This is a genomic window from Arthrobacter sp. Helios (assembly GCF_023167125.1).
GTDB lineage: Bacteria > Actinomycetota > Actinomycetes > Actinomycetales > Micrococcaceae > Arthrobacter_B > Arthrobacter_B luteolus.
Window position 1 is genome coordinate 3,147,825 of the sequence record NZ_CP095402.1, and the last position, 22,703, is coordinate 3,170,527.

Genomic DNA, 22,703 nt, shown 5'->3' on the forward strand with positions numbered 1-22,703 from the left:
TAGACGCGCGGCGGGTGGGTTTTGTGAGGTCCCGGCCTAGTCCAGGCCCCCGGACGGCAGTGGAGACCAGCCGAAACCGGCGCGCGGTCCTGCGGCGAAACCGCCTGCAACATCGGACTCTGCGGGCTCCGCGCCGTCCGTATCCGGCCCGGCGCCCAGCAGGCTGCGGGTGAGCGCTTCCCGCTGCCCCGAGAGGCTCTCGGCCGCACCGAGCAGGTGCCCGTCGGCGGGGTCCTCCCCCGCTTCCGCTGCTGCCAGCACGGCACGGCGCACCAGTTCCCGGGCGAACGACGCGGTTGCCCCCTCGGCCTGTTCCGCCACCTGTGCCAGCGCGGCGGGAGAGAAGGTGCCGGAGGGTGCGTACAGTTCCAGCAGCCGGGCGCGGTCGGCTGCATCCGGCAGCGGAATTTCAACGGCTAGGTCCACGCGGCCGGGCCGCTGGGCCAGGGCCCGTTCCAGGACATCCACCCGGTTGGTGGTCATGATGAACGCGATGTCCGCATCGGCGTCGAGACCGTCCAGGGCATCGAGGACTTCGAAGAGCAGCGGCTGCGGTCCGTGGCCCATGCTCCGGTCCTCGGCGATCAGGTCAATATCCTCCAGCACCACCAGGGACGGGGACATGGCCCGCGCGAGTTTCGCGGCGTGGGAGACGGCGGCGAGGGAACCGCCGGAGAGGAGCACCGCCGTCGTTCCCGGGCTCTCGCTGAGCAGGTGCCGGACGGTGTGCGTTTTCCCCGTGCCGGGCGGCCCGTAGAGCAGCACCCCGCGTTTGAGGTGCTGCCCGGCGGCCTTCAACCTGCCCCTGTGCTCTGCGATGCCGAGGACGTTGCTGCGGACCCGTTCCAGCACACCGTCGGGCAGGATCACTTCGCTGCGGGGAAGCCGGGGGCGGGGCAGGAACGTAACGCCGGCGCCGTTTTGGCCATAGGGGTCAAAACCAAGCGACACCACCTGTCCGCGCAGGACGCTGTTGGTCCGCAGGTCGTCCTGGATAGCTGCCAGCACGGCGGCCGCCGCGGGACGCTCCGCTGCCATCACGGCGATGCTCGCGTCCGGGCTGCCGGTCTGCGGATCCCCGCTGCGCTGCATCACAGCAACGGGAACCCCGCCGTGGCGGAAAAGCCGGATACCCAGGGCGAGGGCTTCGCGGCTGGAATCGGGGCCGATGGCAACGTTGGCGAAGTCGGGCTGGCCCACCGGAACGTTGCTGTAGCCCTCCTCCTGCACCACATCGGAGAGGGTCAGGTGCCGTCGCTGCTGGCCGCCGCCCATCCCGATCAGCGCGTTTTCCGGGTCCGCAGCGCCCAGCCGTTCCAGGGCAATATCCAGGTCCGCGAAGCGGTGGAAGGGGATTGTCTCGGTCACGATCGGCACGTCCATGGCGGGACGTCCCAGGTAACGGCTGATCGTATCCCGCAGCCGCTCCCGGCCCGGGGACTGGAACCGCTGCTGCTGCGCCAGGTCGACGGCCGTGTTGAAGCTGGCCAGGAAATCCGCGAGATTCTTCTCCATGGCCGCCGACCCTATCAGCGGAAGGCGCCCGTCCCGGTCAGGGCGCGGCCCAGGATCAGGGCGTTGATGTCATGCGTGCCCTCGTAGGAGTAGACCGCTTCAGCATCGGCATGGAAACGCGCGACGCCGGTGTCCAGGGTGATGCCGTTGCCGCCCACCACTTCGCGGGCCAGCGCGACGGTCTGGCGCATCGCGGTGCAGGTGAACATCTTGGCCATGGCCGAGTCCTCGTCCCGGAAGATGCCCGCTTCCTGGCGCTGGGTCAGTCGGACCACCATGCCCAGGGAGGCCGTGACGTTGGCGGCCATGGTGGCCAGCTTCTGCTGGGTGAGCTGGAAGGAGGCCAGTGGCCGGCCGAACTGCTGCCGTTCCAGGGTGTAGCGCAGGGCAGCCTCGTAGGCGCCGGCCTGCAGCCCGGTGGCGATCCACGCGACGTCGGAGCGCAGCCGCCGCATCAGCGCCGCAACGTCCTTGAACGAGTTGATGTTGGTCAGCCGGGCGGAATCGGGCACCCGGACGGCACGGAGTTCAATGTCCGCGTTCTGCATCATCCGCAGCGAGGTTTTGCGCAGGATTTTACTCATCGAGACGCCGGGGGTTTCGCGCGGGACCAGGAAGGCCTTGACCTGGCCATCGGCTTCGTCCCGGGCGAAGACGGCCAGCACGTCAGCGGTGAACGCCCCGCCGATCCAGCGCTTGGCGCCGTCGATAATCCAGTCGCCGCCGTCGCGCCGGGCGGAGGTTTCCAGGCCGCCGGCAATATCCGAGCCGTGGTCCGGTTCGGTGAGCGCGAAGACGCCGGTGTACTCGAAGGAGCGGATCTTGGGATCCAGGTCCGCCGCCTGTTCGGGGCTGCCGCCTTCCAAGACGGTGGTGCGGAACAGGCCGGACTGGGCGTTGTAGAACGTGGCCACGGATGCATCCGTGCGGGCCAGCTCAAAGTTCCGGAAGCCGGTGTACAGCCCGGAAGTGCGTCCTTGGCTGTCGGTTGCGCCCTCGGGTGCCATGAGGTTCAGGTCCACCAGCGGCTGGCGGATCTGGTACGGGAATTCACCGGCTTCCCAGTACTCTCCCAGCAGCGGGCTGATCTGCTTGTCCAGCACGGTCCGCAGCTGGCCCAGGGCCCCGAGTTCGGCGCTGCTCAGGAGTTCGGAGTAGCCGTAGCGGTCGGAGGGGTAGAACGCTGCCGCTTCCTGGGTGCCGTCTCTGGTGCTCATGAGCCGAGTCCCAGCAGCCGCACGGCGTTTTCCTTGAGGATCTTGGGCCGCACCGCGTCCTTGATCTCCAGGGCATCGAAGTCCCGGCGCCACCGGTCGGGGGTGATCAGCGGGTAGTCGGAGCCGAAGAGCACCTTGTCCTGGAGCAGGGAGTTGGCATGGCGCACCAGGTTGGCCGGGAAGTATTTCGGCGACCAGCCGGAGAGGTCGATCCATACGTTGGACTTGTGCGTTGCCACGGCAATGGCTTCGTCCTGCCAGGGCACCGACGGGTGGGCCATGATGATCTGCAGCTCGGGGAAGTCCGCGGCGACGGCGTCGAGCAGGATCGGGTTGGAGAGCCCCAGTTTCAGGCCGAAGCCGCCGGGCAGGCCGGATCCGATGCCGGTCTGGCCGGTGTGGAACAGGGCCGGGACGCCCAGGTCCTGGAGCAGGGCCCAGAGTGGATAGAACGCGCGGTCGCTGGGGTCGAAGTTCTGCACCGTGGGGTGGAACTTGAAGCCGCGCACCCCGTAGTCACCGGCGAGGACCTTGGCCCGGGCCAGCGCCTCGGTTCCGGAGGTGGGGTCCACGGAGCCGAAGGGAATCAGCACGTCATTGTTGCGGGCCGCGCCCTCCGCGATTTCCTCGCTGGAGTTCGGCGAGTGGCCCAGGGACCTGGACGCATCCACGGTGAAGACGACGGCGGCGGTTTTCCGCTCGCGGTAGTACGCGGCGATTTCGTCCAGGCCGGGGCGGGGACCGTCGGTCTTGAAGTGCTTGGAGGCGGCGTCAACGAGTTCCTGCGGGAGCGCATTGTGTCCGTGGTCGTCCACCTCGATGTGGACGTGGGTGTCGATGGCGTCCAGGGCCGCGACGTCGAGGCCGAGTGTGTAGACCATGGTTTATTTGCTTTCCGTGGTCTGGGGCTGGAGTTCGGCGGGCAGCGGCGGGAACTTCTCCCCCACACCCTGCAGGTTCCCCGCGAACGGGAACGCCGCAACCAGGTCCTTAAAGGTCCAGCCGCCGTCCCGGTACTCGGTACCCACCGCTTCGGGATGGGACCACAGCTGCAGCCGGTCCCCGCCCACCCCAATGGCCTGCCCGGTAATCCCGGCAGCGTCCTCCGACGCCAGGAACGCGATCAAACCGGCCACATCCTCCGCCGTACCGAAACCCAGCTCCTTGCGGAAGAAGTCCGGCATCACCTCACCACGCTCCTCAGCCTCCACAGCGGCAGCGAAGTACGGGACAGTCTTCGTCATTGCGGTCGCGGCCACGGGAATGACGGCGTTCGCCGTGACGCCGGCCTTCTTCATCTCCAGTGCCCAGGTCCGGACCATGCCCACGATCCCGGCCTTCGCCGCGGCGTAGTTGGTCTGTCCGAAGTTTCCGCGCTGCCCGGTCGGGGAACCGATCGTGATGATCCGGCCCGCCACATTGTTCTCCTTGAAGTACGCGTACGCCTCCCGGACACAGGTGAAGGTGCCGCGCAGGTGCACGTTGATGACCAGATCAAAGTCCTCATCCGTCATCTTCAGCAAGCTCTTATCCCGCAGCACCCCGGCATTGGTCACCAGGATGTCCAGGCCGCCGAAGTTCTCAACCGCAGCAGCCACCAGGGCCTTCGCCGTCTCCGTGGAACCCACCGGAGCGACCACCGCAACCGCGCGGCCGCCATCGGCCTGGATCACGGCAACCGCTTCATCAGCGACAGCCTGATCGACGTCGTTCACCACCACCGCCGCGCCCTGCCGGGCCAGCTCCCGGGCGTAGGCCAGGCCCAGCCCCCGCCCGCTGCCGGTAACAATCGCGGTTTTGCCGTCCAAGGACATGGTGGCTCCTTTTCTGCCGGCAGTGCCGGGCGCCGTTGACCTGCTCTTTCGTTCCATCCTTGTCGGAATAGTTGAAAAAGTCAACGGTTTAGGAGCGCATCTATCCCTGGCGCAGCGCCTCTGTTCGTTTGCCTTCCTCTTCTACGGAATCTGCGGCCTGCACCAGAACTGTGATCTCCGCAAGCGGCCCCCACACCCCTTCCTCGGAGTTGGAAACCAGCGCCAACGTCACACCCGCACCGGGATAATAGCCCAGGAGGGCACTGACCCCCGCGTTGATGCCTTCTTTGTAAATCAGACCCGCCTGCCCCTCCGCATCCGGCCGGAAGACCAGCCCATAGCCGTAGTGGAGCTCCCCGGCATCGATCTGGACTTACCGGCCCACGCCCTGGATAGCTACTCCGACCGGTGGCGCTGCGCGATGTCAGACGCGAGCTCATAAAAGCGCCGGCGCGCCTCCGGCGGCGAAAGCACCTCAATATGGTCTCCGAACTGCAGCAGTTGCCGCACCGATTCGGTATCGGGATAGCTGATCTCCGCCGAGCACCACCCCCGGCTGGCCGGTCCGGTGTTTATGAGCCGTGATCCCAGGATCCGGGCCGCCAGATCAAGGCGGTCTGCCCGTAAACGCGCGTGAAGGACAACCGGACCGAGGGTCTCCGTCCGTTGCTTGAGGTCCACCCAGACCGTGCGCAGGTCTTGGCCCGTACGGGTCTTCGCGGCGTCGGGCAGCACCTCATAATTTTCGAGACGATCGAGATTGAAAAGCCTGGGTTCCTGCTCACAATCGGCCACCAGGTACCACCGGCCCGCTTTGGACGCCAGGCCATACGGGTCCACCACCATCCCGGCAGCCTGCCGGGTTCCGCTGTGCCGATACCGAACCCGGAGCCGGTTCCCGACGCGCAGGTCGAGTGCCAGGGCAGCCACATCCGTGGCCTGCCCGGCGGCGGAAAGCCAGCTGGCGTTATCAACGATGACAAGGTCTGCCAGCCCCGGTTTCGAGGCGGCAACTGTGGCCTGACGCGCGGCGATCTTGTGAGTTGCCATTTCGTGGGCGGCTGCCAGACCAAGCTCTTCCCGCTGTGCCCTGTCCAGGCCAGCTAGGGACAGAGCTTCCATCTCGGGCGGTTCAAGGTGAGAGGCGTTCAACCGGCTGCCCGGGAGCAAAACGATGCCGCCCCGCCTGCCCCGCTCTGCGTAGACGGGAACCCCAGCGGCTGACAGTGCTTCCACGTCACGAAGAACCGTTCGCTGGGACACTTCCAGCCGTTCGGCCAGTTCGCGGGTGGTCATCCGGTTCCGCGTTTGCAGGACCAGAAGCATGGCCAGTAGGCGGGAGTCTCTCATGATTCACCATCATGGCGTAAAACATGACAGGTTCTGTCGGGATTCACCGCTTGAGTCAGTCTGAAGTGTTTTTCCCCGTCGTTTGAGGAGACCCCATGACTGCGCCCAACTTGTTCCTGATCTATGTCCGGGAGGCTGAAGCTGCCACGGCGTTCTATCGTTCGCTGTTCGACATTGAGCCTGTGTTCACCAGCCCCCGGTACGTCGCTTTCGAGGCTGCGCCGGGAGTGCTCTTCGCTTTGTGGACCGGACGCAGCGACCACGCGGAGCCCGCCATGCCGCGGACCTCCGAAATCGGCCTGATGATTCCAGGGGCCGCATCTGCGGTAGACGAGGTCTTTGCGGAGTGGGAAGCCAAGGGGGTCACGGTGCTGGAGCGACCCCACAATGATGTCTTCGGCCGCACGTTCGTGGTCGCCGATCCGGATGGGAACCTCATCCGGGTCTCACCCATGGACTGATGTTCAGGAGCGAACTGACGCGGCGGGATCAGCGCGGCCTTTGGGCACCTATCCCGGCGTTAACACCCGGAACCGCAGGTGGATCCCACCGGCAAAGGCCTCGGTCTCCAGTCGTTCCAGCTTCACCGGGTGCTCCAGTCCGCTGAACAGGGAAATGCCCTGGCCCAGCAGGATGGGCACCACATGCAGCTGGATTTCATCCACGAGCCCCAGCTCGAGGCACTGCCGGGAAATGCTGCCGCCGAGGAGGGCTACGCACTTGTCCCCTGACGCGGCCTGCGCCAGGTCGACGGCCTGCCGGATGTCATCAACGAACGTGTACGTTGTGCCGTCTTTGTCGACCGGTCCGCGGAGCGAATGCGTCATCAGGAACACCGGAACCTTCAGCATGCCGCCGTAGGGTTCCTCCCCCTCTTCGATGGTCTGGGTTTTGTTGGCGCCGCCCACCACCGCGCCGATTTCCTGGACAACGCGGTTCACCAGCGCCGTATCCGCCTCCACCGACTCGACGTCGAACATCCAGTCGACGCCGCCCTCGCGGTCCGCCATAAAACCGTCCACGGTCACCGTTGCGTGAATCAGGACTTTTCCCATGTTTCCGCCCGCCTGCTCGCTGTTGGTCCCGGCGTTGGCCCGGTGAAGTTCCAGGCGGTCCGCGGGGTTCAGGCTATTTCTAGCGTGCGGGCGGCAGCCGCACCAGAGGTCGAATCCCGGTCAGCCGCCCAACTCTCCGGAAAGCCGGTCCTGCAGGGAGAGCGAGGAGTCGTTCAGCCCCGTGATCCGCACCGTCTTACCCCGGCTGCGGTACTTCTCGGTGATCGCGTCCAGCGCGGCAACCGTAGACGCATCCCAGACATGCGAAGCGCTCATGTCGATGACTATCTCCTCCGGATCCAGGGCGTACTCGAACTGGGTATACAGGTCATTTGAGGAGGCGAAGAACAACTCGCCCTGCACCGCGTAGGTGACCGTTCCGCCGTCGTCCGCCAGGGTCCGCTGAACGGTGACGAAGTGCGCGACCCGCCGGGCGAACAGCACCATGGCCGCCAGCACACCGGCCCCGACGCCGATCGCAAGGTTGTGCGTTATGACGGTGGCCAGCACGGTGATCAGCATGACCGCGGTTTCCGACTTGGGCATGCGCCGCAGGGTGGAGGGGCGGACGCTGTGCCAGTCGAACGCGGCCCAGGCCACGAAGATCATCACCGCAACCAGCGCCGCCATGGGAATCAGCGCCACGATGTCGCCCAGCACCACCACCAGGATCAGCAGGAAAACTCCGGCCAGGAACGTGGAAATCCGGGTCCGGGCGCCGGAGGCCTTCACGTTCATCATGGTCTGCCCGACGACTGCACAGCCGCCCATCCCACCGAAGAACCCCGTGACAATATTGGCGATGCCCTGCCCGGCGGCCTCGCGGGGCTTGGAGGACCGGGTGTCGGTGATGTCGTCAACCAGCTTGGCGGTCAGCAGCGATTCGAGCAGGCCCACGAACGCCATGGCCACGGCGAAGGGGGCAATGATCTGCAGGGTTTCCAGGGTCAGCGGAACATCGGGGAAGAGCAGGGCGGGCAGGCTGTCGGGCAGCTCGCCCTTGTCCCCCACGGTCGGAACGTTCCAGCCGGCAGCAGCGGCGGCAACCGTCAGCAGGACGATCGCGACCAGCGGCGCGGGCACCGCCGTCGTCAGCCGGGGCAGGCCGAAAACGATCAGCAGCCCGACGGCGACAATCGGGTAAACCAGCCACGGCACGCCGATGAGCTCGGGCAGCTGGGAGGAAAACACCAGGATGGCCAGGGCGTTCACGAACCCCACCATCACCGACCGCGGAATAAAGCGCATCAGCTTGGCAACGCCTGCGAGCGCGAGCAGGATCTGGATAACCCCGGCCAGAATCACGGTGGGCACCAGATACTCGACGCCGTGGTTCGCCACGACCGGGGCAATGACCAGGGCGACGGCGCCGGTGGCAGCGGAGATCATCGCCGGCCGGCCGCCCACAAAAGCAATGGTCACGGCCATGGTGAAGGAGGCGAACAGGCCCATCCGCGGGTCGACGCCGGCGATGACCGAGAAGGCAATGGCCTCCGGGATCAGGGCCAGGGCCACCACCAGGCCGGCCAGCACCTCGGTCTTCAGCAGCCGCGGCGAGCGCAGCGTGGAGAGCACGGTCTGCCTTGCGGCGGGGGCAGTTGCTGGAGCGGGGCTCGGGACAGGACGGGACAAGGCGGTTCCATTCGGGTGTGCGGGATATTCGTCGGCCGGGACGGAGTGCCGGGGCCGTGCGTCGAATCCGGTTCCAGAATACCGCCGCCGGTCCAGCTGCTGGTGCAGCCAAGGGTTCCACCAGCAGACTGTAACGGCTCGTATGAGAGGGTCGAAACAGAAACAGCAGCCAGTGAAAAGCAGGGGGACATGGAGAACGAACCATCATTCGTGCCGGGCGTCAGCAGGTGGCGGGCGGACGGCAGCAAGCTCACCGGGGCCTTCGGAACCTGGCGCGGCAGCGAATACGAGCTTCGGGATGTCCGACCGAGTCAGTACGGAACCCTGACGCTGGTCAGCAGGGCCGATTTGGCTCCCGGCCCTGAATGGAAAACGTGCCGCCGGCATCCGAATAATTTCGCCGCAACCCCGGTCGACCACATCCTCCGGGTGCCCGCTGACGAAGTATCAGGTGTTCAGGAGGTCGAAGTAACAGGAGACATGGGCCGGGGACGGCAGGTCCGAATCCTTGCCGAAGACGCGGAGGGAAGACTCGCGGTCATGCAGTCGAGCCGCTGGGAGGAAGCGGACCAGCGCAGGCTCATCAGCTCTTACGGTTTCCGTCCCTTCTCTGACAACGAGCCGTTGTCGCACCAGAGCGTCGCCGGCTGGATCCCGGCCGAGCGGGTTCATGACATCCGGAGCACAATCGAAAAGTTCTGAGGACCTGCTCCTGGTTCCGCACCCCGGCCGCAGGCGTGGGGCATACTCGTCCCCATGGCCATCACAGACTTTGAGCGCTATCCGCTGACCTTCGGGCCGAGCCCGGTTCACCCGCTCCCCCGCCTGAGCCAGCACCTGGGCGGCGGCGTCGAGATCTGGGCGAAGCGGGAGGATGTCAACAGCGGCCTGGCCTTCGGCGGCAACAAGACCCGCAAGCTGGAGTACCTGGTGCCGGACGCGCTGGCGCAGGGTGCGGACACGCTGGTCTCCATCGGCGGCTACCAGTCCAACCACACCCGGCAGGTGGCCGCCGTTGCAGCGAAGCTGGGCCTGAAAGCGCGGCTGGTGCAGGAAAACTGGGTGGACTGGCCGGACCCGCTCTCGGACCGCGTGGGCAACATCCAGCTCTCCCGGCTCATGGGAGCCGACGTCCGGCTGGACAGCGCGGGCTTCGACATCGGCATCCGCAGCAGCTGGGAGGCCGCCATCGACGAGGTAAAGGCCGACGGCGGCACCCCCTATGCGATTCCGGCCGGCGCGTCGGACCATCCGCTGGGCGGTCTGGGGTTCGCCAACTGGGCGTACGAAGTCCAGCAGCAGGAACGTGAGCTCGGCATCTTCTTCGACACCATCATTGTCTGCACCGTCACCGGCTCCACGCACGCCGGCATGATCGCCGGTTTCGCAGGCCAGGAGCGGCCGCGCCGGGTGATCGGCATCGATGCCTCCGCCACTTTGCAGAAGACCCGCAGCCAGGTGGAGCGCATCGCGCGGAACACTGCGGAGCTGATCGGTCTGGACCGGGACCTGCGCGCGGATGAGATCACCGTCTTGGAGGGCTGGGCCGGGGATCTCTACGGCATTCCGGTCGAGTCCACGCTGGAAGCGATCCGGCTCGGAGCATCGCTCGAGGCCATGATCACCGACCCGGTTTATGAGGGGAAGTCCCTGGCCGGCCTGATCGACCTGGTGACCAGCGGCGGCATCCCGGCCGGCAGCAGGGTGCTGTATGCGCATCTCGGCGGACAGCTGGCACTCAACGCCTACAGCGGGCTGTTCCGTTCGTAATACTTGCCGGGCCCGCCGGAGTGCTGGGTTAAAGTCAGCACATGTTCACCGGCCTCAGCGCATTTCCCCTGACCCCGCTTAAAGACGATGCCGTTGATGAGGCGGCCTTCACCGGCCTCATCAAGCGGCTCGCAGCTTCCGGCGTCGACTCCATTACTGCTCTCGGGTCCACCGGCTCCTACGCGTACCTCACTGCCGGCGAACGTGCCCGGGTTGCCCAGCTGACCGTGGAACACGCCGGTGGAACACCTGTGTTCGTGGGCGTCGGAGCTCTGCGGACCTCCCGCGTCCTGGCCAATGTACAGTCCGCGGAGGCGGCGGGCGCAGCGGGGGTACTGCTGGCACCCATGAGCTACCAGCCGCTGACCGACGACGACGTGTTCGGCCTTTTCCAGGCCGTCACCGCGGGCACGGACCTGCCGGTGATCGTCTATGACAACCCCGCCACCACGCATTTCTCCTTCAGCACCGGACTCTACGCACGGATCGCGGAGCTGCCCGGGATCGCGTCAGTCAAAATCCCCGGTGTTCCGGCCGACCCGGCGCAGGCGCGTGAACGGGTCGAGGGGATTCGTGCGGTTCTGCCGGCGCGCATCACCATCGGTGTCTCGGGGGATGCGACGGCGGCGGATGGCCTCACCGCTGGCTGCGACACCTGGTACTCGGTCATTGCCGGCACCCTCCCTGTCCCCGCCCTGCGGATACTGCACGCCGCCCAGGCGGGCCGGATGTCCGACGCCGCAGCCGAATCCGCGCGGTTGGCCCCGCTCTGGCAGCTCTTCGCCGAATTCGGCAGCCTCCGAGCCACCGCCGCCATTGCCGAGCAGCTCGGCCTGGCGCCCGAGGGCTGCCTGCCGCTTCCGATTCGGGGGTTGGACCTCGCGCAGCGCCGGCGTGTGGCCGCAGTGGTGGAAGAACTTGGCTTAACGGAGCAGGAGCCGCGCTCGCTCCGAGAGACGTGACCCCAGCCACGACATTCGATGAACTGACCTAAACATCAGTAGGCTTAGTTCCGCGAAAACGTCCGTTTCGCAGTTTGCTGCCAGGAGGATTGCCCATGTCACCGTCCCGCGCCGACCTTCAGCGCACGGCCGCCGAGGTTTTTGGCTGGGCAGACTTCCGTCCCGGCCAGCTGGAAGCCATGGAGGCCGCATCCAACGGACGGGATGTGCTCTGCGTGATGCCCACCGGTGCCGGAAAATCCGCCGTCTACCAGGTGCCAGCCATGGCAATGCCGGGCACCGCCGTCGTGATTTCGCCGTTGATTGCGCTGCAGCAGGACCAGGCAGATGCCATCAACGAAGCTGTGGGCCGCACGGTCGCCTACGTGTTGAACTCCGGCCAGCCGCAGGGGTACTGGGATGAGGCATGGGCTGCCGCCGAGGCAGCCGAGGACGCCGGAAAGGCGAAGTTCCTGTTCCTCGGGCCGGAGCAGGTGGCCCGGGAGGAAGTGGCAGAGCGGTTGCGCGCCCTGGAGGTTTCACTGGTGGTGATCGATGAAGCACACTGCGTTTCCGCGTGGGGACATGATTTCCGGCCCGATTATCTGCAGCTGGATTTATTGGTCAAGGCGTTGGGTCGGCCCGTCGCGGCACTGACCGCTACGGCGGCTCCTCCGGTCCAGGCGGAAATAATCGAGCAGCTTGGCATGCGTGATCCGGTGCAAATCTCACTCGGCTTCGACCGTCCCAATCTGCACCTTGCCGGGACCCGGCATGAAGACCCCGAGGACAAGCGGCGCGCGATCCTGGAGCAGGTGGCGGAACTGCGTGGCCCCGGGCTGGTTTACGTCGCCACCCGAAGGGAGACCGAGGAATATGCCGAGGCGCTGCAGCAGAAGGGCCTGAGCGCGGACGCGTACCATTCTGGCCGGCGCCACGATGACCGGCAGCTGATACATGAGCAGTTCCTCGCAGATCAGCTGGACGTAGTCGTCGCGACCACCGCCTTCGGGATGGGCATCGACAAGCCCAACGTGCGTTTCGTGGTGCATGCCGACGTGCCGGACTCGGTGGACAGTTATTACCAGGAGATTGGCCGGGGCGGGCGCGACGGCGAACCCACGGAGATCTTCCTCCACTACCGGCCCGAAGACCTGGGGTTGCGCCGGTTCTTCGCCGCAAAGTCCCCCAACGAGGAGGCTCTGCGCCAGGTCTTCAAGGTGTTGAAGCGCCAGAACGGACCGGTTTCCGCGGAGGTGCTGCGGCAGGACCTCGGAATCAGTGCCCGCCGTCTCTCCGGCCAGCTGAGCCTGCTGGAACAGTCCGGATCGGTCCGGGCTGGTGGGGCCGGTTACTCCGCGCTCCCGGTCAGTGCCGAAGAGGCCGTGCAGTCCGCCGTGGAGTTTGCTGGGAAGCGGGAGACGATCGACTCATCCCGGCTGGAAATGATGCGCCAGTACGCCGAAACCAGTGACTGCCGCCGGCGGTTCCTGCTGAACTACTTCGGCGAGGACGCCCCGGGCACATGCGGGTACTGCGACAACTGCGAGGGCGCGGAAGATCAGGGCCGGGAGCCGGGACCCCAGGAGCCCGCTCGGGACCAGCCCTTTCCCCTGCAGTCCGAGGTGACCCACGCTGAGTGGGGGCGCGGCATGGTGATGAGCTACGACGACGGCACGGTCACCGTCCTCTTCGAATCCGAAGGCTACAAAACGCTGTCCGTGGGCCTTGTCCTGGAAAAGGAGCTGCTCACGCGGCAAGCCTGACCCAGAGGCTATTCCTGGACGACGCGAATGGTCTGGAGTCCCGGATCGGCGGGGTCAGGAAGCACCATGCCTGCCTCGACCCCGGACCGAAGGTAGTCGATCACCCGGGCGTTGATACGTTCCCCGGGAAGGATCGCCGGGATGCCCGGCGGATAGGGCGTGACCTGCTCTGCTGCGATCCTGCCAGCCGCCTCGGAGGCGGGAACCACTTCCACCGGGCCGAAGAACGCTTCCCGGGGCAGCTGGACGGTCTCCATCTCCAAGTCCTCCGGTGCCGGGAGCCGGACGGTCGGGGGCACGGGCAGTCCCGGTGCGGCCTCGACGAGCGCCTCGAGGGCGCCAAGCAGCCGGCCGGAGGTTTCCCGGTCGTCGGACACCGAGAAGGTGGCCTCGATCCGGCGGTGGTCGTTGAGCCCGACGTCAATCCGGTGGTTCCCACGCAGCCAGTCAGCAGCCTGGTAACCGCTGACCCCCAGCTGCTGCACGTCGATCAGCACATGCAGGGGGTCAAAGTCGTGGGAGGCCTCTTCCCGGATGAGCTCATCGTGCAGGACATGGAGACCAGGCAGATCGTTGACGGCCTCCCGGACACTGCCTACGAGTTCGAGTACTGCTGCCAGCTGCTTTTCGCCGCGGCTCACCATCTGCCGGCGCCAGCCGTCCATCCCGGCATACATCAGGACGTTGGAGCTGGTGGTCGCCAGCAAATCAGCACACTGTTTGAGCCGGATGGGGTCGACCCTGGGCCCCTGTAGGTGGTAGACGGAGCCCTGCTCGAATCCCAGCCCCATTTTGTGGACGCTCACCACACAGATGTCCGCCCCCGCGTCCATGGCCCACGTGGGCAGGGACGCATGGAACGGCAGGTGCGCGCCCCAGGCTTCGTCCACGATCAGCGGCTTATTGCGACTGTGGCAGATGTCCGCAATCGCGGCTATGTCGGCACAGGTGCCGTAGGGCGTGGGGCTGACGATCAGGCACGCGGCGGCGTCAGGGTGCCGCTGCCACATCTGTTCCACGGACTCAGGCGACGGCGGATGCGCCAGGTGCAGCTCTTCATCCCAGCGCGGACGAATCCAGCGCGGCTGCAGCCCGGAGAGGATAAGTCCGGCTGTGACGGATTTATGGGCATCCCGCCCGATCAGGATGTCCCCGGTTCCGCGGGTTACCGCCAGGATCGCTGCCTTGACCGAGAGTGAACTGCCGCAGGTGGAGAAAAACGCCTGCTCAGCCCCTACTGCTTCGGCCATCAGCTGCTGCGCAGAGGCCAGATATCCATTGGATGACGAGCGGTCGTCGAGCCCTGCGGAGGCCAGCACATCGTTCCTGAACGTGTCGGCACCGAGTACGTCCAACGTGCGTTTGTCCACGCCCCGGCCCTGCCGGTGTCCCGGCGGCGTGTATCCGTAGCGGCCCAGCCGGTGGTACTCCTCGAGGGCATCCAGAATTGGTGCAGTGCGCTGGTCCACGGGTCTCCTATTCGAAAAGACAGTATGCGGTCAGGGGCAGCTCAGGCCTCCTGGGCGAGCTGATACAGACGCTGAAGCGCCGCCACCACCGTCTGCTCCAGGATCTCTGCCGGTTCGCCGTCGAAATGATGCTGAGAACTGCCTGTTGTGCCGTGCAGACTCCAGCCGATAAAGACGGTTCCCGCAGGCTGGCCCTCCAGGGGGCCGGGTCCGCCGGCACCCGTCGTGGACACTGTGAGACCAGCACCGAAGAGCTTGGCTGCGCCGGCGGCCATCTCCTCGGCACATCTGGCGCTGACCACCGGACCCGGGCTGACGTTGAGGATTGATTGCTTGACCTCCGTGAGATAAGCGGTAATGCTGCCGCACAGCCACTGCGAGCTGTCACCGCCTTTCCCCAGGACCCCTGTCAGGTTTCCGCAGGTCAGCGACTCTGCCAAAGCCACCTTGAGTCCGGCACGCTCCACTTCCGCAGCGATTCGGTGCGGGAGTTCATCCTGAAGCCCATTCATGGCGTCCATCCTAGGATCCTGCCCCCTTTTGTCCCTTCATATGCTATTGATTACTAACGGTACTTACTATTTACCACTAGGGCTGCACCTGCTTCGAATCAGGGGCTCCGCCAAAAGTGAGAAAAGTGAAAAGAGGTCAATAATTGCAGCGGCCGAACACCATCCGGGTAGCCAGTGTTCCTTCGGGTCATGTGTACATCCGGCATTTGGAACCCGTCCCGGGGACGGCAGCGGGCCTCCCTGACGTCATCCGCCTGCCCGACCCGGATCCGGATTCACCGGACAATCCGGCGACGGGCAAATGGTGGCCGCCGGTCATGCTGCACGCGGACTGGATCGAGGCGAACGCGGACTCTTTCGACGTTTTCCACCTTCACTTCGGCTTTGATGCCCAGGATCCCCAGGACCTCCAGGATGCCGTAACGGCACTGCGGCGGCACGGCAAACCACTGATCTACACGGTGCACGACCTGCGCAACCCGCACCACACCACCCCAGCGGCACACAACGCCCACCTCGACGTACTGATCCCGGGCGCCGACGCACTGATCACCCTCACGAAGGGCGCCGCTGCCGAGATCGAACACCGCTGGGGTCGGTCCGCCCAGGTAATTCCGCATCCCCACGTCGTTGAATTGGACACCATGGAGCAGTACGCGGGCCGTGCCGCGCAGACCCGGCCCGGGACGCCATTCCGGGTGGGCGTCCACCTCAAGAGCCTGCGGGCCAGCATGGATCCGCTGCCAGTGGTCCAGACACTGCTGGACGCCGCCGCCGAGGACAGCGGCCTGGTGGTGCAGGTGAACGGTCACAGGGACGTCCTGGAACCTGACGGCGCCCGCTATGACGCCGAACTCGCGGAGTTCCTGAGCGCCCGCTCGCGTGCCGGGGAACTCGAACTGCACATCCATGACTTCCTGCCTGATGATGAGCTGTGGGAGTATCTCTTCCGCTTGGACCTCTCGGTGCTGCCCTACCGCTTCGGCACCCACTCCGGCTGGCTGGAAGCCTGCCGGGACCTCGGTACCGCCGTTGCCGCTCCCGACTGCGGCTTCTACGCGGATCAGGGACCGGTTTTCAGCTATCACCACAACGAGGCCGGGCTGGATGCCGAGTCCCTGAAGGAAGCCGTCCGGGCGGCGCGGCGTGCTGGCCCTTCACAGCCTCTTTCCGCCAAGGCGCGCGCAGAACAGCGCACCGTGGTCGCGGTCCAGCACGCCGAACTCTATGCGGCCCTGTTAGACCGCAGCGGGGTGCTGCAATGAGGCTGTGCATTATCGGTCCGTCCCGGTTCCCGATCAGTGAACCGTTTGCCGGTGGGCTCGAAGCCCATACGCACGCCCTGGTCTCCGCACTGACAGCCCGCGGACACGAAATCACCCTCTTCGCTGCGGCAGGCTCCGACTCTGGGCTGCAGGTCGAGTTCCTTGACGTTCCTTCCTTTCAGATGAGCGACGCCGCCCGCCGCGACGTCGGTGCACAGCCGGAGCAGTGGATGGGTGAGCACCACGCGTACCTTTCCCTCATGCTGGACCTCGCCGAGCACGGGCACGAAAAGTACGACGCCGTCCTGAACACCAGCATTCACCATCTGCCCATCGCCATGTCCCGGCTGCTGCGCATCCCGCTGATCACCACACTGCATACCCCACCGGTGGGGTGGATCGAATCGGCTATCCGGGTCCGCGGTGAGCTCACCCGGTTCATCGCCGTCAGTGCGCACACCCGTGCCGCCTGGTCCGGTCTGGTGGACAGCACGGCTATTCTCAACGGAGTTGATACCACGCGGTGGCAACAGGGATCAGGTGGCGGTCCAGCAATTTGGTTCGGACGTATCGTTCCGGAGAAGGGAACGGACCTGGCCATCCAGGCAGCAAAAAAGGCGGGAATGGCACTCGATTTAGCCGGCCCCATCCACGACCGCGGATACTTCAACGCCGAAGTCCGCCCCCACTTGGGTGAAGGCATCAGGTATTTGGGCCATCTGGACCACTCAGCGCTCCGGCGGGCCGTGCAGGGTGCCTGTGCCGCCCTGGTCACACCGCGCTGGGACGAGCCTTACGGTTTGGTCGCGGCCGAGGCGCTGGCGGCGGGAACCCCGGTCGCGGCGTTCCACCGGGGTGCGCTGCCGGAGATCCTCACCAAGGACTGCGGCCGGCTGGTGCCGCCGGACGACGTCGGCGCCCTAGCCGCGGCATTGCCGCAGGCAGCGGCGCTCTCCCGTGACACAGCGCGCCAGCGGGCGGAAGCATTCTGCTCGCACGAGCGGATGGTCGACGAGTACGAGGCGCTGCTCGTTTCGGCAGCCAGCATGCAGGCCACCGCATGATCGGCTATTACATCCACCATCACGGAATGGGGCACCTGCGACGTGCCCAGGCCATTGCTGCGGAGCTGCCCCCGGGCAGCATCACGGGACTGTCCTCCTTGCCTTGTCCTGCAGAGTGGCATGGCCCGTGGGTCCAGCTGGAGCGGGACGATGCCGGCGGGCAGCCACAGGACGCCGGTGCCAACGGTTTCCTCCATTGGGTTCCGCTCGCTGACGCCGGCCTGCGGGGGCGGATGGCCCGGTTGTCAGCATGGATCCGGGACGCTGCGCCGTCCGCCCTGGTGGCGGACGTGTCGGTGGAGGTTGCCCTCTTAGCCCGGCTGCACGGCGTCCCAGTGGTTTCGGTGGCACTGCCTGGCGTCAGGGAGGATCCTGCGCACACGCTGGGTTTTGGGATTTCCTCCGCCGTGCTTGCGGCCTGGCCCGCGGGTTCCCCCCAGATGCTGCGCACTGCGGTCCCGGGCCTGGAAGCGAAGCTGCATGCGGTAGGTGCGATCTCCGGGCTGCCGGTCCTGCCGGGCCGTCCGCCCGGTCCCATCACGCAGGTGCTGGTCCTCGGCGGCGCCGGCGGAGGCGGAATGACCGCCGCCGAGATGGCGGAGGCACGCAGCCAGACGCCGGACGTGGAATGGGTGGCTGTGGGGACCACTCCGGAAAACCGGACCAGCGACCCCCTCCCTCACCTGCAGGAGGCCTCATTCGTGGTGACGCACGCTGGGCAGGGCGCTCTCGCGGACGTGGCAGCGGCGGGAGTCCCGGCGCTGATCGTGCCGCAGGAACGACCGCACCAGGAACAGTTCTCCACTGCAGAGGCACTGGACCGCCTGCAGGATTTGCCCGTCATCATTTCTCCGACCTTCGCCCGGACAGACTGGCGGGACGTTCTGGACCGTGCCGGGAGGCTGGACGGACGGCAGTGGTACCTCTGGAACGACGGCCGCGGCGCCTCCCGCGCGGCGCAGGTTCTGACCGCGGTGGCGGACCGTGCGGGCATTCAGGCTGGAGCGGGGGCATGATAGTCACGGTTATCACCCTGGTGCATCGCCGCAGCCGGCATCTGAGTGCCCAGCAGCAGGCCCTGCTGCGCTCTTCACGGCCCCTGGACGACTACGTGGTGGTCGCGATGGACGACCCGGACGTCTCGGCCCGGTTTCGAGAATCACGGCTGCCGGGGACCGTCCTGGACGTCCACAGCACCGGCAGCAATCTTCCGCTGGCCCGAGCCCGGAACGCCGGCGCCATAGCAGCATTGGAACGCGGAGCAGAGCTGCTGGTCTTCCTGGACGTGGACTGCCTTCCCGGCCCGGACCTCATTGCCGGATATGCCGCCGCAGCCACCGATCCTGCCGCCGCCGGACGGCTCCTGTGCGGGCCGGTCACCTACCTGGATCCGCCCGGACCGGACGGCTATGACCTGTCCAGGCTGGAGACGCTGGACGCACCTCACCCGGTACGTCCCGCCCCGCGCCCCGGACAGGTTATCCCCGACGACAACCCCGATCTGTTCTGGTCCCTCTCCTTCGCCCTAACGGCCGAAACCTGGCAGCGGATTGGTGGTTTCTGCGAGGACTACACCGGCTACGGCGGTGAGGACACCGACTTCGCCCGGCTGGCCCAGCGCGCCGGCGTCGGGCTGGCTTGGGTAGGTGGCGCCCGCGCCTATCATCAGTGGCATCCCACCCAGGACCCACCGGTACAGCACCTGGCTGACATCGTCCGCAATGCCAACCTGTTCCATCAACGATGGGGCACCTGGCCCATGGGGGGCTGGCTGGAAACATTCCGAAAGAGCGGGCTGATTCAGGGCGGAACCGGTACGGAGCCGTGCCGGCTTACGGAGTCGGTACCGGCATCTGCCTGAGGCTGCCTGTGGCGAAAGGGTCCGGTATGCGTCCAGCTGCTGCTTTGTGCCGAAGCCGGCGGCGGAGCACCCTCGTGGAGTGCCCCGCCGTCGTTATCCACTCCCCCGCATAAGGCACACCACCGGTGAGCCTGCAGTACAGCGCCGCCCAGGCGCCTAGTGACCTTTCCAGCACCCAGAGCGGGGCCCACAGCGCCGACGACGCCGGAAACACCGACCTGCCGCTGTTCCTCCGCCTGCCCAGCTCTGCCAGTCCGACGGCCAGCACCGCGGCTGCAGGGGTTGATACGCCACGCCCTCCCTTCCAGGCGAGAAGCAGGGCCGGGAGGAGCAACAGTTCAGCAGCCATCCGGGCGGGCTGGGCAAAGCCGTCGTAGGCCTGCCGGACACGCTGTTTCCAGAAGTGCCGCGCGCTGCACGGCTGGCGCCGAACAAACAGAGAGGGAGCCACCACCTCCCGGCCTCCAGCTGCACGGACTGTCCGGATGAGTTCCAGGTTCTCGAACAGCACGTCCCCGCTGTAACCGCCCGCGGACGCCAGGATCGAGCGCCGGACGCCCAGTGTTCCGGGGTAGTCCGCGCCCAGGGCACGGTTGATCAGCGTGCGGGCGGTATCCCACCGGGCATGCCAGGGCAGCGGCTCGAAGTAGTTCTGTGGCCGGACCAGCTCGGCGTCCGCCAACAGGTCCGTCAGCCATTTGAAAGAGGCAGCGCTGTAACGGACGTCGTCGTCGGCAATCACCAATAACTCCGTGCGGGCCCGCGCCAGGCCGGTGAGGACACCCGATACCTTGCCGTTCCGGCAGAAGAACTCCGGCGGCACGTGCTCAACGCCGGCAGGGAGGAGCCGCGCGTGGCTGGCAAACACAGGTGGCGGGGAACCATCCACCACCACCACGGCAGCCCAGGACAGGACTTCGTGCAGATAGGACGGAAGATCGCCCAGGCCGCCCGGGTCTTCCCTGCGCAACGGGAGAAGGTACGTTGCCGCCGTGGGGTCAGGTCCGGCCGACGGCTCCACATCGTCAGTCATGCCATGCAGTGTAGACCTAAACAATAAGTCTGCTTAGCACTTCACAGGAGATGGAATTCCGGTTACGTTTTTGGGGCAGCGGTCCGACACTCCGGCTCACACCGACGAGCCGGTGGCCCGTGCCGGACCTGACGGTTTGGAGTGATTGCAGATGTTCTTTCACAAACAGGAATTGCAGTTCAAAGCCACACCGGAACAGCCCGATGCCGTCTACGCCCGGAAGCTCCAGGAAGTCCTGGGCGGGCAGTACGGCGAAATTACCGTTGCCCTCCAGTACAGCTTCCAGGCCTGGAACTCCCACGTCCCCGGGAAGTACCGGGATCTGCTCTTCGGTATCGGTTCGGAAGAGTTTGGGCACGTGGAAATGCTCGCGACCATGATTTCGCAGCTGCTGGAGAAAGCACCGCTGGGGATCACCGATGACGCCGTGCAGTCAGACCCCGCGGTCGCTGCCGTCATTGGCGGAACGGACATGCAGCAGGCCATCGTCGCCGGCGCCGGCGCACGGGCTGTTGACAGCAACGGCAACCCCTGGCAGGGCAGCTACATCACGGCCAGCGGCAACCTTCTGGCTGACTTCACCGCTAATGCGAATGCGGAAATGCAGGGCCGGGTCCAGGTGGCCAGGCTCTACCATATGACCGATGACCACGGGGTCCGGGACCTGCTGTCTTTCCTGCTGGCGCGGGACACCATGCACCAGAACCAGTGGCTCGCGGCTGCGCGGGAGCTGCAGGAGGAAGGCGCCGAAAACCTGCCGGTTCCCAGCAACTTCCCGATCAAGAAGGAAGAACGTTCGGTGTCCTACCAGTATCTGAACTTCTCCGATGGAGCTGCAGCCGCAGACGGTTCCTGGGCTTCGGGACCCACGCCGGACGGCAAAGGCGAGTTCAGCTACCACGACGGGCCAACGACGTCGGCCCCCATGCCGCCTCCCACCCACCCGGACTCGCGGTTCTACGGCACCACTGAGTTGCCGAACACGGTGGAAAAGGCCGCTGGATCCGTGCAGGACAAACTGCGCAAGGAATAGGAACCGGTCCGGCACGCAGGCGCCCGGTCCGACGCCGGACGCCTGCGCGCCATCAGCCCGCCCGCTGCGAGTCAGCCCGGGACCAGGGAACCCGGTCCGCGCCGTGCAGCCCGCCGCCGCTGGCCGCCAGTAGCCCGTTCATGGACTGCTGCTCACGCAGCAGTGTGAAACTGACGGTGCCGCTGCCATCGACAGCTGCCCCGTAGACCGGCGGCTGCTGGATCGAGTTGTAGGTGAACGGGGTGCTGGCGTAGTAGGCGCCGGTGTCGAGCAGGGCCACCAGGTCCCCCGGTTCCAGCAGGGGCAGGTCCCGGTTACGGGCAACGACGTCACCGGCGAAGCAGCAGGGACCGGCCACATCCTGGCCAACCTCCGCGCCGGTCTTCCGGCTGCCGTCCGCGGTGTGGGCGGAGACCCGGAGCGGCCAGGCTTCCGGCATAAACACCGTGCGCGTGGCGACCTGCGCACCGGCATGGGTGATGGCGATGTGCTGGCCGCCGGACACCTTGGTGTACTCCACGAAGGCCGCAGTGAACCCCGCCTTGGCCAGGATGCTGCGGCCGAACTCGGTCACTACGGAGTAGGAGCCGTTGAAGAGGGCGGGAGCGCTTTCCTGAAGCTGGGCAACGTACGCATCGAAGGCAGCCACCGGCTCATCGGACTCAAAGTCGACCGGCAGGCCGCCGCCAATGTCGATCGTCCTGATCTGCTGGAAACCGGCCCGCCGGTTCACTTCCTCCGCCAGGTCCACCACCTTGGCAATGCCCGAACCGATGAGCGGCAGGGGGCAGCCCTGCGATCCCACGTGGGTATGGATCCGGTTCATCGCGGGGTCCGCCGCGTAGGCAGCCAGGATCTGCTCCCGCAGCCCCGGGTCCTGGAGCGGCACACCGAACTTGGAGGACGCGCCGGCCGTACTCATCGCGGCGATGCCGCCCAGACCGATCTGCGGATTGATCCGCAGGCCCAGGGAAGATCCGCTGGGGCTCTGCGTCCGGAGCGCGTTGATCCGCTCCAGTTCCTGGAAGTTGTCAATGTTCAGGGCGATGCCGGCGGCCAGCGCCTGGCGCAGTTCCCTGGCGGTCTTTGCGGGGGAATCGAAAACGATTTCCTGCGGGGAGAACCCGGCGGCCAGCGCCTGGGCCAGTTCCCCCTCACTGGCCACCTCACAGCCCATGCCGAGGTCACGCAGCCCGGCCAGGACCGGAACAATGGAGTTCGCTTTCGCGGCAAACGCGTGCAGCACCGGAACCCCGCCCGGGAAGGCGCGCATCAGGGCAGCGACGTTCTCAGCGGCCAGGTCAAGATCCAGGAACGCGGCCAGCGGAAATTCCTCCGGCTCAAGCAGCCCCCCGGCCACCGCTGCCTGCAGAATTTTCTCCCGCCGTGCAGGCCCACTCATTGCT

Annotated in this window: 21 protein-coding genes; 10 read left to right on the forward strand and 11 right to left on the reverse strand. The window is 66.4% G+C overall.

Annotated elements, in window-relative coordinates; translation table 11 throughout:
* Nucleotides 1-36 precede the first annotated feature (36 nt).
* The 5 genes from ArtHe_RS14385 to ArtHe_RS14405 all read right to left on the reverse strand — a co-directional run bounded on the left by ArtHe_RS14385 (nucleotide 37) and on the right by ArtHe_RS14405 (nucleotide 5,896).
* Nucleotides 37-1,515, reverse strand: coding sequence for an ATP-binding protein (locus tag ArtHe_RS14385; protein WP_248317574.1), 1,479 nt, complete (start codon nucleotides 1,513-1,515; stop codon nucleotides 37-39).
* A 14-nt stretch (nucleotides 1,516-1,529) separates the two neighbouring features.
* Nucleotides 1,530-2,732: an acyl-CoA dehydrogenase family protein gene (locus ArtHe_RS14390; RefSeq protein ID WP_248317575.1), complete on the reverse strand. Its 1,203-nt coding sequence runs from the start codon at nucleotides 2,730-2,732 to the stop codon at nucleotides 1,530-1,532.
* Nucleotides 2,729-3,613 (reverse strand): amidohydrolase family protein, encoded by an 885-nt coding sequence (locus ArtHe_RS14395; protein ID WP_248317576.1) that lies wholly within the window; start codon nucleotides 3,611-3,613, stop codon nucleotides 2,729-2,731. The genes ArtHe_RS14390 and ArtHe_RS14395 overlap by 4 nt, the downstream gene beginning before the upstream one ends.
* A 3-nt stretch (nucleotides 3,614-3,616) precedes the next feature.
* Nucleotides 3,617-4,546, reverse strand: a complete 930-nt coding sequence (locus ArtHe_RS14400; protein ID WP_248317578.1) for an SDR family NAD(P)-dependent oxidoreductase — start codon at nucleotides 4,544-4,546, stop codon at nucleotides 3,617-3,619.
* Nucleotides 4,547-4,942: 396 nt separating this feature from the next.
* The gene (locus ArtHe_RS14405) at nucleotides 4,943-5,896 is read right to left on the reverse strand and encodes a YafY family protein (protein ID WP_248317579.1); all 954 of its coding nucleotides are present in this window, start codon (nucleotides 5,894-5,896) and stop codon (nucleotides 4,943-4,945) included.
* 95 nt (nucleotides 5,897-5,991) lie between these two features.
* On the opposite strand from ArtHe_RS14405, the gene ArtHe_RS14410 reads away from it, so the two are divergent.
* Nucleotides 5,992-6,357: a VOC family protein gene (locus tag ArtHe_RS14410; RefSeq protein ID WP_066300278.1), complete on the forward strand. Its 366-nt coding sequence runs from the start codon at nucleotides 5,992-5,994 to the stop codon at nucleotides 6,355-6,357.
* 48 nt (nucleotides 6,358-6,405) lie between these two features.
* Here ArtHe_RS14410 and ArtHe_RS14415 read toward each other — a convergent pair whose 3' ends face one another.
* Nucleotides 6,406-6,951 (reverse strand): dihydrofolate reductase family protein, encoded by a 546-nt coding sequence (locus ArtHe_RS14415; RefSeq protein WP_248317580.1) that lies wholly within the window; start codon nucleotides 6,949-6,951, stop codon nucleotides 6,406-6,408.
* Between the two features lie 120 nt (nucleotides 6,952-7,071).
* Nucleotides 7,072-8,583 carry a SulP family inorganic anion transporter gene (locus ArtHe_RS14420; RefSeq protein WP_248317581.1) on the reverse strand — a complete coding sequence of 504 codons (1,512 nt, stop codon included), beginning with the start codon at nucleotides 8,581-8,583 and terminating at the stop codon, nucleotides 7,072-7,074.
* Between the two features lie 189 nt (nucleotides 8,584-8,772).
* Between ArtHe_RS14420 and ArtHe_RS14425 the strand changes: the two genes are divergently transcribed.
* The 4 genes from ArtHe_RS14425 to ArtHe_RS14440 all read left to right on the forward strand — a co-directional run bounded on the left by ArtHe_RS14425 (nucleotide 8,773) and on the right by ArtHe_RS14440 (nucleotide 13,060).
* A complete protein-coding gene (locus tag ArtHe_RS14425; protein WP_248317582.1) occupies nucleotides 8,773-9,285 on the forward strand; it encodes a hypothetical protein in 513 nt (170 codons plus the stop codon).
* 54 nt (nucleotides 9,286-9,339) lie between these two features.
* The gene (locus ArtHe_RS14430; RefSeq protein ID WP_248317583.1) at nucleotides 9,340-10,353 is read left to right on the forward strand and encodes a 1-aminocyclopropane-1-carboxylate deaminase; all 1,014 of its coding nucleotides are present in this window, start codon (nucleotides 9,340-9,342) and stop codon (nucleotides 10,351-10,353) included.
* A gap of 41 nt (nucleotides 10,354-10,394) precedes the next feature.
* Nucleotides 10,395-11,315 carry a dihydrodipicolinate synthase family protein gene (locus tag ArtHe_RS14435; RefSeq protein WP_248317584.1) on the forward strand — a complete coding sequence of 307 codons (921 nt, stop codon included), beginning with the start codon at nucleotides 10,395-10,397 and terminating at the stop codon, nucleotides 11,313-11,315.
* Between the two features lie 95 nt (nucleotides 11,316-11,410).
* On the forward strand, nucleotides 11,411-13,060 hold the full coding sequence (locus tag ArtHe_RS14440) for a RecQ family ATP-dependent DNA helicase (protein ID WP_248317585.1): 1,650 nt from the start codon (nucleotides 11,411-11,413) through the stop codon (nucleotides 13,058-13,060).
* Nucleotides 13,061-13,068: 8 nt separating this feature from the next.
* Here ArtHe_RS14440 and ArtHe_RS17890 read toward each other — a convergent pair whose 3' ends face one another.
* Together ArtHe_RS17890 and ArtHe_RS14455 are read right to left on the reverse strand one after the other, a co-directional pair.
* A complete protein-coding gene (locus ArtHe_RS17890; protein WP_282568691.1) occupies nucleotides 13,069-14,529 on the reverse strand; it encodes an ornithine decarboxylase in 1,461 nt (486 codons plus the stop codon).
* A 41-nt stretch (nucleotides 14,530-14,570) separates the two neighbouring features.
* The gene (locus ArtHe_RS14455) at nucleotides 14,571-15,050 is read right to left on the reverse strand and encodes a CinA family protein (protein ID WP_248317586.1); all 480 of its coding nucleotides are present in this window, start codon (nucleotides 15,048-15,050) and stop codon (nucleotides 14,571-14,573) included.
* 134 nt (nucleotides 15,051-15,184) lie between these two features.
* On the opposite strand from ArtHe_RS14455, the gene ArtHe_RS14460 reads away from it, so the two are divergent.
* The 4 genes from ArtHe_RS14460 to ArtHe_RS14475 are packed head-to-tail and all read left to right on the forward strand — an operon-like array spanning nucleotide 15,185 to nucleotide 19,231.
* Complete coding sequence (locus ArtHe_RS14460; RefSeq protein ID WP_248317587.1) at nucleotides 15,185-16,306, forward strand: glycosyltransferase family 1 protein; 1,122 nt, start codon at nucleotides 15,185-15,187, stop codon at nucleotides 16,304-16,306.
* Entirely contained in the window at nucleotides 16,303-17,370 is a 1,068-nt protein-coding gene (locus ArtHe_RS14465; protein WP_248317589.1) for a glycosyltransferase, read from the forward strand. Before ArtHe_RS14460 ends, ArtHe_RS14465 begins: the two co-directional genes overlap by 4 nt.
* The gene (locus tag ArtHe_RS14470; protein ID WP_248317591.1) at nucleotides 17,367-18,386 is read left to right on the forward strand and encodes a glycosyltransferase; all 1,020 of its coding nucleotides are present in this window, start codon (nucleotides 17,367-17,369) and stop codon (nucleotides 18,384-18,386) included. Before ArtHe_RS14465 ends, ArtHe_RS14470 begins: the two co-directional genes overlap by 4 nt.
* Nucleotides 18,383-19,231, forward strand: a complete 849-nt coding sequence (locus ArtHe_RS14475; RefSeq protein WP_248317593.1) for a galactosyltransferase-related protein — start codon at nucleotides 18,383-18,385, stop codon at nucleotides 19,229-19,231. Before ArtHe_RS14470 ends, ArtHe_RS14475 begins: the two co-directional genes overlap by 4 nt.
* On the opposite strand, the gene ArtHe_RS14480 is transcribed toward ArtHe_RS14475, so the two are convergent.
* Complete coding sequence (locus ArtHe_RS14480; RefSeq protein WP_248317595.1) at nucleotides 19,203-20,264, reverse strand: glycosyltransferase; 1,062 nt, start codon at nucleotides 20,262-20,264, stop codon at nucleotides 19,203-19,205. The two genes, ArtHe_RS14475 and ArtHe_RS14480, sit on opposite strands and share 29 nt — an antisense overlap.
* A gap of 151 nt (nucleotides 20,265-20,415) precedes the next feature.
* Between ArtHe_RS14480 and ArtHe_RS14485 the strand changes: the two genes are divergently transcribed.
* Entirely contained in the window at nucleotides 20,416-21,297 is an 882-nt protein-coding gene (locus tag ArtHe_RS14485; protein ID WP_248317596.1) for a manganese catalase family protein, read from the forward strand.
* Nucleotides 21,298-21,349: 52 nt separating this feature from the next.
* On the opposite strand, the gene ArtHe_RS14490 is transcribed toward ArtHe_RS14485, so the two are convergent.
* Nucleotides 21,350-22,699 (reverse strand): diaminopimelate decarboxylase, encoded by a 1,350-nt coding sequence (locus tag ArtHe_RS14490; RefSeq protein WP_248317598.1) that lies wholly within the window; start codon nucleotides 22,697-22,699, stop codon nucleotides 21,350-21,352.
* Nucleotides 22,700-22,703: the final 4 nt, after the last annotated feature.